Origin of the sequence: Hydrogenophaga sp. (genome assembly GCF_028698005.1) — a bacterium.
In the GTDB taxonomy this organism is placed as follows: domain Bacteria; phylum Pseudomonadota; class Gammaproteobacteria; order Burkholderiales; family Burkholderiaceae_C; genus Hydrogenophaga.
Genome location: NZ_JAQVEJ010000147.1, coordinates 1 through 7,258 on the forward strand (window position 1 = coordinate 1; position 7,258 = coordinate 7,258).

Here is a 7,258-nt window from a genome sequence, read left to right on the forward strand (position 1 = left end):
TGGCGGCGCTGTTCGGCGACCAGGTGCCCTGCAGCTCCACCAAGGGGGCCACCGGCCACACCCTGGGCGCTGCCGGTGCGATCGAGGCCATCATCGCCATGCAGAGCATTGCCGAGGACTGGATACCCGGCAGTCCCGGCACCGGTGCCGTGGACCCGGCCATGGCCATCGACTACCGCTGTGCGGGCCAGGATGCACCGGTGCGCGTCGCATTGAGCAACTCCTTCGGCTTTGGCGGCAGCAACTGTGCGCTGGTGCTGGGAGGGCAGGCGTCATGAGTGCGATGCAGTCATCCCTGGCGGCCTGGATCGACGGCATCGGCTTCATCGCGCCGGGCTTGCCCGATTGGCCGACGGCCGCCGCGGTACTCGCTGGCCACCAGCCGTACGCGGCGGCGCCTTCCGTGCTGCCGGCACCGGCCCTGCTGCCGCCGGAGGAGCGCCGGCGCGCGAGCCGGGTCATCCGCCTGGCGCTGGCGCTGGGGCAAGAGGCCGTGGCCCACGCCCAGGCCGATGCCGCCACGCTGGCGACGGTGTTCGCCGCCTCCGGTGCGGATGGTCACAACTGCCACGCGCTGTGCGAGCAGCTCGCGGGCGAGGATCGCCAGATCTCGCCCACGCGCTTTCACAACTCGGTGCACAACGCCGCCGCGGGTTACTGGGGGATTGCCACACACAGCATGGCACCGTGCCAGGTGATCTGCGCCTTTGACGGCAGCTTCGGCGCCGGCCTGCTCGATGCGCTGGCGCAGGTGGTGCTGGAACGGCGACCGGTGCTGCTGATCAGCTATGACAGCGAATACCCGCAGCCCCTGCACGACAAGCGACCCGTGCCCGATGCGGCCGGCGTGGCCTGGCTGCTCTCGCCCCGGCAGGGCGAGCGGTCGCTGGCGCGGTTCACGGTCGAGAGGGCGGCGGCCGGTGCATCGCTCTCGCACCTGGCCGAGGCCGAACTGGACGCGCTGCGTGCGCAGTTGTCGTCGCTGCGTGCCTTGCCGGCGCTGCAGAGGCTGGCCCGTGGCCAGGCGGGCAGCACGGTGGTTGACTACCTGCCCGGCTACGCCCTCGAACTCGGACTCCAGCCATGCTAGACCATCGCTGGATCGCCGCCCACATTCCGCACCAGGGCAGCATGTGCCTGCTCGACGAGGTGCTGACCTGGGATGCGGCAGAGCTTCGTGCCCGCGCGACGAGCCATCGCTCGCCGGATAACCCCTTGCGCGCCGACGGCCGTCTGGGGGCGGCCACGGGCATCGAATATGCCGCCCAGGCCATGGCCGTGCACGGCGTTCTGCTGGCCGGTGATGGTCAGCCGCTGGGCGTGGGCTACCTGGCCAGCGTCCGTGGTGTGCGTCTGCACACGGATGGGCTCGATGACGTTTCCGAAGACCTGGACGTGCGCGTGCAGCGGCTCTCGGGTGACGCCGAGGTCATCCTGTACGCTTTCGACATTTCGGCCGGCGGCCGCACCCTGATCGATGGCCGTGCCTCGGTGGTGCTCGATGCCGCGCGGCTTGGGTGAATTCATGTCTCAATATTCTTCCTCCACCACACGACGGGCCCTGGTCACGGGTGGCAGCGGCGGCATCGGCGCCGCCATCTGCGAGCGCCTGGCCGCGGCCGGCCTGTCGGTCATCGTGCACGCCAACCGCGGGCTGGACAAGGCCGAGGCCCTGGCGCATCGCCTGCAGGCGCAGGGCATGCAGGCCGTGGCCGTGGCCTTCGATGTGACCGACCGCCAGGCCAGCGCACAGGCCATCGCCACACTGCTGGAAGAAGGGCCGATCCAGGTGCTGGTCAACAACGCCGGTATCCACGAGGATGCGGTGTTTCCGGGCATGAGCGGTGACCAGTGGGATCGCGTGATCGACGTCTCGCTCAACGGCTTCTTCAACGTGACGCAGCCGCTGGCCATGCCCATGCTGCGCACCCGCTGGGGCCGCATCATCAGCGTGTCCTCGGTGGCGGCCGTGGCGGGCAACCGCGGGCAGGTCAATTACGCTGCCGCCAAGGGGGCGCTGCACGCGGCCAGCAAGTCGCTGGCGCTGGAGCTGGCCAGCCGCGGCGTGACGGTCAACGTGGTGGCGCCCGGCATCATCGACACCGGCATGGCCGAGGGCCTGTTCACGCCCGAGGCGATCCGGCAGATGGTGCCCATGCAGCGCGCCGGCCGTCCGCAGGAGGTGGCCGAGGTGGTGGCCTTCCTGGCCTCGGAGCAGGCCTCCTACATCTCGGGGCAGGTGATCTCGGTCAACGGCGGGATGATCTGAGCGGTTCCGGCATGCCGGCCGATGCGGCCAGGCGCTGCCCGGCCAGGCAGCGCTCGGCCATCGGGATGGTCAGCATGGTGCTGGCCACGGCCATCAGGAGCAGGGCGGTGAAGGTACCGCTGGTGATGATCTCGCGGTCCAGCAGGATGTTCGCGAAGATGATCATGATCAGGGCCTTGGTCTGCAGCAGCCAGCCGATCAGGGTGCTTTCTCCCCTGGCCCAGCCCAGTACGCGGCCGGCCAGGTGCACGCCCGCCAGCTTGCCGGCCACGGCGGCCGCGAGCAGCAGGGCCGCCGCCAGCAGCACGTCCAGACCGCCCATGGTCCAGCTCGTGCGCAGGCCCGTGGAGAGGAAGAACACCGGCATCAGAACCAGCAGCACGTGGTGCCGCAGCAGGTCCATTTTCTCCTGGTCGAACCATTCGGCATCGAGCACCGCGCCAGCGAGGAAGGCGCCCACCATGAAATGCAGGCCCGACCAGTCGGCGCCCAGCGCACAGGCCACCAGCCACACCAGCGCCAGATACCAGCGGTCCGGCTCGGACACGCGCCGCATCAGGGTCCGGCACAGCCATCCGGCGACGACGAAGCCGAGCAGGAACATCGCCTGCCGTCCGACCCGGGCCCAGTCCATGACGATGATCGCCAGCACGCCCCAGATGGCGATGTCGTCCAGGCTGGCGTAGCGCAGAATCCGCTGGCCCAGTGGCTGCCGCAGCAGTGCCAGCTTCTCCAGGAACAGGACCAGGATGGGCAGCGCCGTCACCGCGCAGGCCATGCCGATGCCCAGCACGAACTGCCACGGCTGCGCCTGCGGGCCCAGCCAGCCATGCGGCCACTGCAGCATGACCAGCGCCGCGCCGCAGCCCATCAGCAGCGGCATACCCAGGGCCAGGCCGGCTGTGATGCCGCTTTCGTGCCGGTGGCGCCAGGCCTGTTTCAGGTCCAGCTCGACGCCGGCGATCATCACGAACAGCATCACCGCCCACCAGGCCAGGCCGTTGAGGGTGTGGATGACCTCGGGGCGGAAGACGAATTCGTAGTAGGCAGGAAACCAGTGCCCCAGCACACCGGGGCCGAGCACGATACCCAGCAGGATCTGCACCACCACGAGCGGAGCCCAGCGGTCGGTGCGGCCCAGCCGCCACAGCAGCCAGGGAACGGTGAAAACGATCAGCAGGGCGATCAGGAACCGTTCGGCGATGCTCATTTCGTCCCGGTGTACTCGCGGAAGATGCCCAGCGTCACGCCGCAGCGCACATCGCTGAACCCGGCCCGGCGCAGCGCCGACATCACGGTCTCCGGGTCCACGGCGGCTTCGATGGTGTCGCCGTAGTAGGCCCACAGGCGCTTGACGTCGGCGTGGCGCCCGCTCAGGCGCGCCAGCAACGGCACCAGGACGCCAATGTGGAACTTCAGCAGCATGCGGCCCAGCCGGCTGGCCGGCCGGCTGATCTCCATGATGCACGCCTTGCCGCCCGGCTTGAGCACGCGCCAGTACTCGGCAAAGGCGCGATCGAGGTCACCGACATGGCGCAGCGCGTACCCCATGGAGAGGAAGTCCACCTGCCGGTCGGGCAGGGGAATCGACTCGGCGTAGGCCTCGATGGTCTCGCACGAAAGCTTGCGGCGCAGCTCGGCCAGCATGCCCGGCGAGGGATCGAGTGCGATGACGCGCCCTTGCGGGCCGGCCAGGGCCAGGGCCTCGGCGGTGACCAGTCCGGTGCCGGCGGCCACGTCCAGCACCTGCATGCCGGGCTTCAGGCCCTCGCGCCGCAGCACTTCACGCCGGTACCAGCTGCCGCTGCCCAGCGCCGTGAGCGCCTCGGCGCTGTCGTAACCCGAGGCCGCCTCGTTGAACATGGCCTGGGTCAGCGCGCGTCGTTCGGTCTCATCCGAAAAATAGGCCTGCAAATGCGCATCGCCGGCCTTCATGGCGCCGCGGGTGGGGGTCAATGGCTCGGTCATGAGCGCTCCTTTTCAGAATGGTCCTGCGGCGTCATGGGCGCAACCGGCGCCAGACCAGCCGTGGCAGGCGCAGCAGGAAGCCCAGGAAAAGCCGGGTATGCATCCAGGTCAGCAGGGTGTTGTCGCGCAGGTAGCGGAAATGCGAGACCCCGCCCTCGCCGGCGCTGAGGTAGCGCACGGGGGCATCGAGGTTGATGGCCGGCACGCCGGCCCAGGACAGCCGCACCACGGCCTCCGGATCGAAATCGAAGCGGCGCATGAAGCGCTGGGAGCGCATCACGCGCATCAGCGGCTCGATCGGGTAGACACGAAAACCGTACAGCGAGTCGCCAATGCCGGCCCACAGGGTTTCGAGGTTGGCCCAGCCGTTGGACACCTTGCGGCCGTTGACGCGCAAGGCGGGCGCTTCGGGGCCGAACACCGGCTTGCCCAGCACCATGGCGGCAGGCTGCGCCTGTGAGGCCTGCATGAAGCGGGGAATCAGCTCGGCCGGGTGTTGGCCGTCCGAATCCATGGTCAGTGCGTGGGTGAAGCCCTCGGCGCGTGCGCGGGTGATGCCCTCCAGCACAGCGGCGCCCTTGCCCTGGTTGGCCGGTTGCACGATCACGCGCAGGCCGGGGTCGTCGGCCGCCATCGCCTGCAGCCAGCCGTCGCTGCCGTCGGTGCTGCCGTCCACCACCACCCACACGGGCGCCCACTGCCGGCGCGCCGCCTGCACGGTGTCGACCACGGTCCGCCCCGGGTTGTAGCTGGGGATCAGCACCAGATGGGTGGTCGAAGCCTGGGGCTGGTTCATGGTGTCGGGTGCTCGTTCATGGTCAGTGCCTCGCGCAGATAGAGCTCCAGCTCGCGCGTGAAGGCCTTGTGGTCGTCCGGGGGCGGGAACCGCCGCCCCAGGCGGGCGCGGCAGGTCAGGGGCAGCACCGGTGGCCGCCACAGCGGCCAGTGCTTGCCCAGGTAGGGCGTCGAGAACTCCAGCAGCACGGTTTGCACGGGCGCGCGGGCGCGCCGGGCGATCAGGCCGGTGCTCTGGCCCAGGGGGTTGAGCGGAAAGTGTTCCGTGCGCGTTCCTTCGGGAAACAGCACCAGTTGAGCGCCTTCTTGCAGGCTTTTGCAGCCGCGCTTGATCAGGCGATGCGCACTGTCGTTGCGGATGTAGCGTGCCAGGCGCGCGCCGGCGCCGAACAGCAGGTTGTCCAGCAGGCTGGCCTTCATCACGCACACGGCATGGGGCAAGCGCGATGCCAGCACAACCGCGTCGAGCAGCGAGGGGTGGTTGGGCGCAATGATCAGAGACCTCTCGTCGCGCAATGCATCCAGCGCCGACAGATCGAAGCGGCAGGCGCACAGCAGCGTGAGGATGCGCAGGTAGATGCGAAAACCGACCATGATGGCCAGCCGGCCCAGGCGCTGGCCGATGCGCCGCGGCAGGATGGGGTGCAGCACGGCGGCAAAGGGCAGCCAGCTCAGGCAGACCAGGGCCAGGCTGGCCAGGCCGATGCACATGGCCAGACGCTCATACAGACGCCACCACAGCGGGCGGCTCGCGCGCGGGTCATTCATCGACGGTCACGCGGGTGGAGGACTCGCCCAGGATCCACGAGATGCCGAATCCGCCCGCCCAGTAGTGGCGCGTGCGCACCAGGGGACTGTCCTCGAACGCGGCGCCGCGCAGGTTGTCGTAGCGCAGGAAGGCGCCCACCCAGTAGCGGTCGAAGCGGCGCGAAACGGCCGCCAGGTACTGCATGCCGGCAAAGCCGCCCCGGGCCTGGTAGGCCGGCCGGGTGGCCGTGGCGTGGGCGCCGTCCACGCCATAGAAATACTGGTGCTGTCGGCGGTCGCCGAACAGCGGGCCGGCCTGCAGGCCCACGTTCCAGCCGCGCAGCCCGGGCAGGTCGCCCAGATCCAGATTGAGCTTGGGGTGGAACACCCAGCCGATGTTCTCGAGCTGGCGGTCCAGCGTGTGGGCCACGCGCAACGGCACCAGCAGCTTGAGGCTGCGCTGGCCGCCGTCGGCCCGCCACAGGGTCAGGTCCAGCTCGGGGCCGAGCTCGAAATTGGCCTCCAGGTCGGGCATGCCGGCGCGCGCCTCGATCTTCTTGCTCGGTGCCGGTGGCGACAGCGCCGCCGAGACGGTCAGATCCAGCCGGTCGGAGGAGAACAACTGGCCACGCACACCGTTCCGGTCGGCCTTGAGAAACTTGCCGTGGAAGGTGAAGTAGGGAGTGGGCAGGATGTATTGCTGGTGCTCGTCCGAGCCCCGGTAGGCCGGAAAGCTCACGGCACCGACGCCGATGCCCGCCTCCCACAGCGGCCGGTCCTGGGCGGCGCGGGCGAGACCTGGCAACGCGGTGGCCATGGCCAGGCAGGACAGCAGGATGGGCAGGGCGTGCGTTCGCTGACGCAGGGGCTGGATGATCATGGGCCGGCGGGTGGTCAGGCCTGGTACAGGCCAGGGTTGTCCACTTTGCGGATATTGAAGCGGCGCTTGCGCCAGGCCATGTAGGCCCGCCTGGGCTGGGTGATGTTGGCCAGGTAGTACAGGCACTTGAAGATGAACAGCGAGCGCCAGATCGGGGTCTGGCCGAACACGTCGCCGGCCAGCACCGACAGCAGGGCCTCCTTCACGCGGAACACGTTCTTCGGGTACATGAAGAAATCGCGCATGATGGGGTTGGTCATGCGGTAGATGAACCAGGAGAACGCCTTCGGACCAAGGCGCAAGGAGGCATCGAAGCGCTTGAGCGCCGCAGGCGCCCGGGCGGGTGTGCGCAGGCAGGTATCGACGGTATCGGCACCGACCACGGCGCTGTGCATGGCCAGCCACACACCCGAGGAAAACACCGGGTCGATGAAGGCAAACGCATCGCCGAGCATCAGGTAATTGGCCCCGTGGTTGCGCTGCGCGACATAGGAAAAATTGCCGGTCGCTTCCACCTCGGTCATGCGTTCGGCCTGCGCCAGCCGCTCCTGCAATTTGTCGCAGGTGGCGATGTTGTCCATCAAGAAGCGCTCCAGCGA

General features: G+C 69.0%; 8 protein-coding genes and 2 pseudogenes. 4 read left to right on the forward strand and 6 right to left on the reverse strand.

The window, feature by feature from the left end; genetic code table 11:
• From PHQ87_RS12835 to fabG, 4 genes and pseudogenes are all read left to right on the forward strand, one after another.
• Nucleotides 1-278, forward strand: a pseudogene (locus PHQ87_RS12835) (beta-ketoacyl-[acyl-carrier-protein] synthase II); the annotation flags it as partial.
• Nucleotides 275-1,090 (forward strand): beta-ketoacyl synthase chain length factor, encoded by an 816-nt coding sequence (locus tag PHQ87_RS12840; RefSeq protein WP_300234950.1) that lies wholly within the window; start codon nucleotides 275-277, stop codon nucleotides 1,088-1,090. The pseudogene PHQ87_RS12835 and the gene PHQ87_RS12840, both read left to right, overlap by 4 nt.
• The gene (locus tag PHQ87_RS12845) at nucleotides 1,084-1,521 is read left to right on the forward strand and encodes a hydroxymyristoyl-ACP dehydratase (protein ID WP_300234952.1); all 438 of its coding nucleotides are present in this window, start codon (nucleotides 1,084-1,086) and stop codon (nucleotides 1,519-1,521) included. Before PHQ87_RS12840 ends, PHQ87_RS12845 begins: the two co-directional genes overlap by 7 nt.
• 4 nt (nucleotides 1,522-1,525) lie before the next feature.
• Nucleotides 1,526-2,269, forward strand: coding sequence for a 3-oxoacyl-ACP reductase FabG (gene fabG / locus PHQ87_RS12850; RefSeq protein WP_300234955.1), 744 nt, complete (start codon nucleotides 1,526-1,528; stop codon nucleotides 2,267-2,269).
• On the opposite strand, the gene PHQ87_RS12855 is transcribed toward fabG, so the two are convergent.
• From PHQ87_RS12855 to PHQ87_RS12880, 6 genes and pseudogenes are all read right to left on the reverse strand, one after another.
• Complete coding sequence (locus PHQ87_RS12855; protein WP_300234958.1) at nucleotides 2,250-3,479, reverse strand: cation:proton antiporter; 1,230 nt, start codon at nucleotides 3,477-3,479, stop codon at nucleotides 2,250-2,252. The genes fabG and PHQ87_RS12855 overlap by 20 nt on opposite strands.
• Nucleotides 3,476-4,237, reverse strand: coding sequence for a class I SAM-dependent methyltransferase (locus tag PHQ87_RS12860; protein ID WP_300234961.1), 762 nt, complete (start codon nucleotides 4,235-4,237; stop codon nucleotides 3,476-3,478). Before PHQ87_RS12860 ends, PHQ87_RS12855 begins: the two co-directional genes overlap by 4 nt.
• Before the next feature lie 31 nt (nucleotides 4,238-4,268).
• A complete protein-coding gene (locus PHQ87_RS12865) occupies nucleotides 4,269-5,033 on the reverse strand; it encodes a glycosyltransferase family 2 protein (RefSeq protein WP_300234965.1) in 765 nt (254 codons plus the stop codon).
• Complete coding sequence (locus PHQ87_RS12870) at nucleotides 5,030-5,800, reverse strand: lysophospholipid acyltransferase family protein (RefSeq protein WP_300234968.1); 771 nt, start codon at nucleotides 5,798-5,800, stop codon at nucleotides 5,030-5,032. Before PHQ87_RS12870 ends, PHQ87_RS12865 begins: the two co-directional genes overlap by 4 nt.
• Nucleotides 5,793-6,659, reverse strand: coding sequence for a MipA/OmpV family protein (locus PHQ87_RS12875; RefSeq protein WP_300234971.1), 867 nt, complete (start codon nucleotides 6,657-6,659; stop codon nucleotides 5,793-5,795). The genes PHQ87_RS12870 and PHQ87_RS12875 overlap by 8 nt, the downstream gene beginning before the upstream one ends.
• A gap of 14 nt (nucleotides 6,660-6,673) precedes the next feature.
• A pseudogene (locus tag PHQ87_RS12880) lies at nucleotides 6,674-7,258 on the reverse strand (tryptophan 7-halogenase); the annotation flags it as partial.

Excerpts from the sequence above, each read along its gene's own strand:
- PHQ87_RS12875 (WP_300234971.1), bottom strand. The coding sequence starts at position 6,659 with ATGATCATCCAGCCCCTGCGTCAGCGAACGCACGCCCTGCCCATCCTG.
- PHQ87_RS12845 (WP_300234952.1), top strand. The coding sequence starts at position 1,084 with ATGCTAGACCATCGCTGGATCGCCGCCCACATTCCGCACCAGGGCAGC.
- PHQ87_RS12865 (WP_300234965.1), bottom strand. The coding sequence starts at position 5,033 with ATGAACCAGCCCCAGGCTTCGACCACCCATCTGGTGCTGATCCCCAGC.
- PHQ87_RS12840 (WP_300234950.1), top strand. The coding sequence starts at position 275 with ATGAGTGCGATGCAGTCATCCCTGGCGGCCTGGATCGACGGCATCGGC.
- PHQ87_RS12870 (WP_300234968.1), bottom strand. The coding sequence starts at position 5,800 with ATGAATGACCCGCGCGCGAGCCGCCCGCTGTGGTGGCGTCTGTATGAG.
- PHQ87_RS12855 (WP_300234958.1), bottom strand. The coding sequence starts at position 3,479 with ATGAGCATCGCCGAACGGTTCCTGATCGCCCTGCTGATCGTTTTCACC.
- fabG (WP_300234955.1), top strand. The coding sequence starts at position 1,526 with ATGTCTCAATATTCTTCCTCCACCACACGACGGGCCCTGGTCACGGGT.
- PHQ87_RS12860 (WP_300234961.1), bottom strand. The coding sequence starts at position 4,237 with ATGACCGAGCCATTGACCCCCACCCGCGGCGCCATGAAGGCCGGCGAT.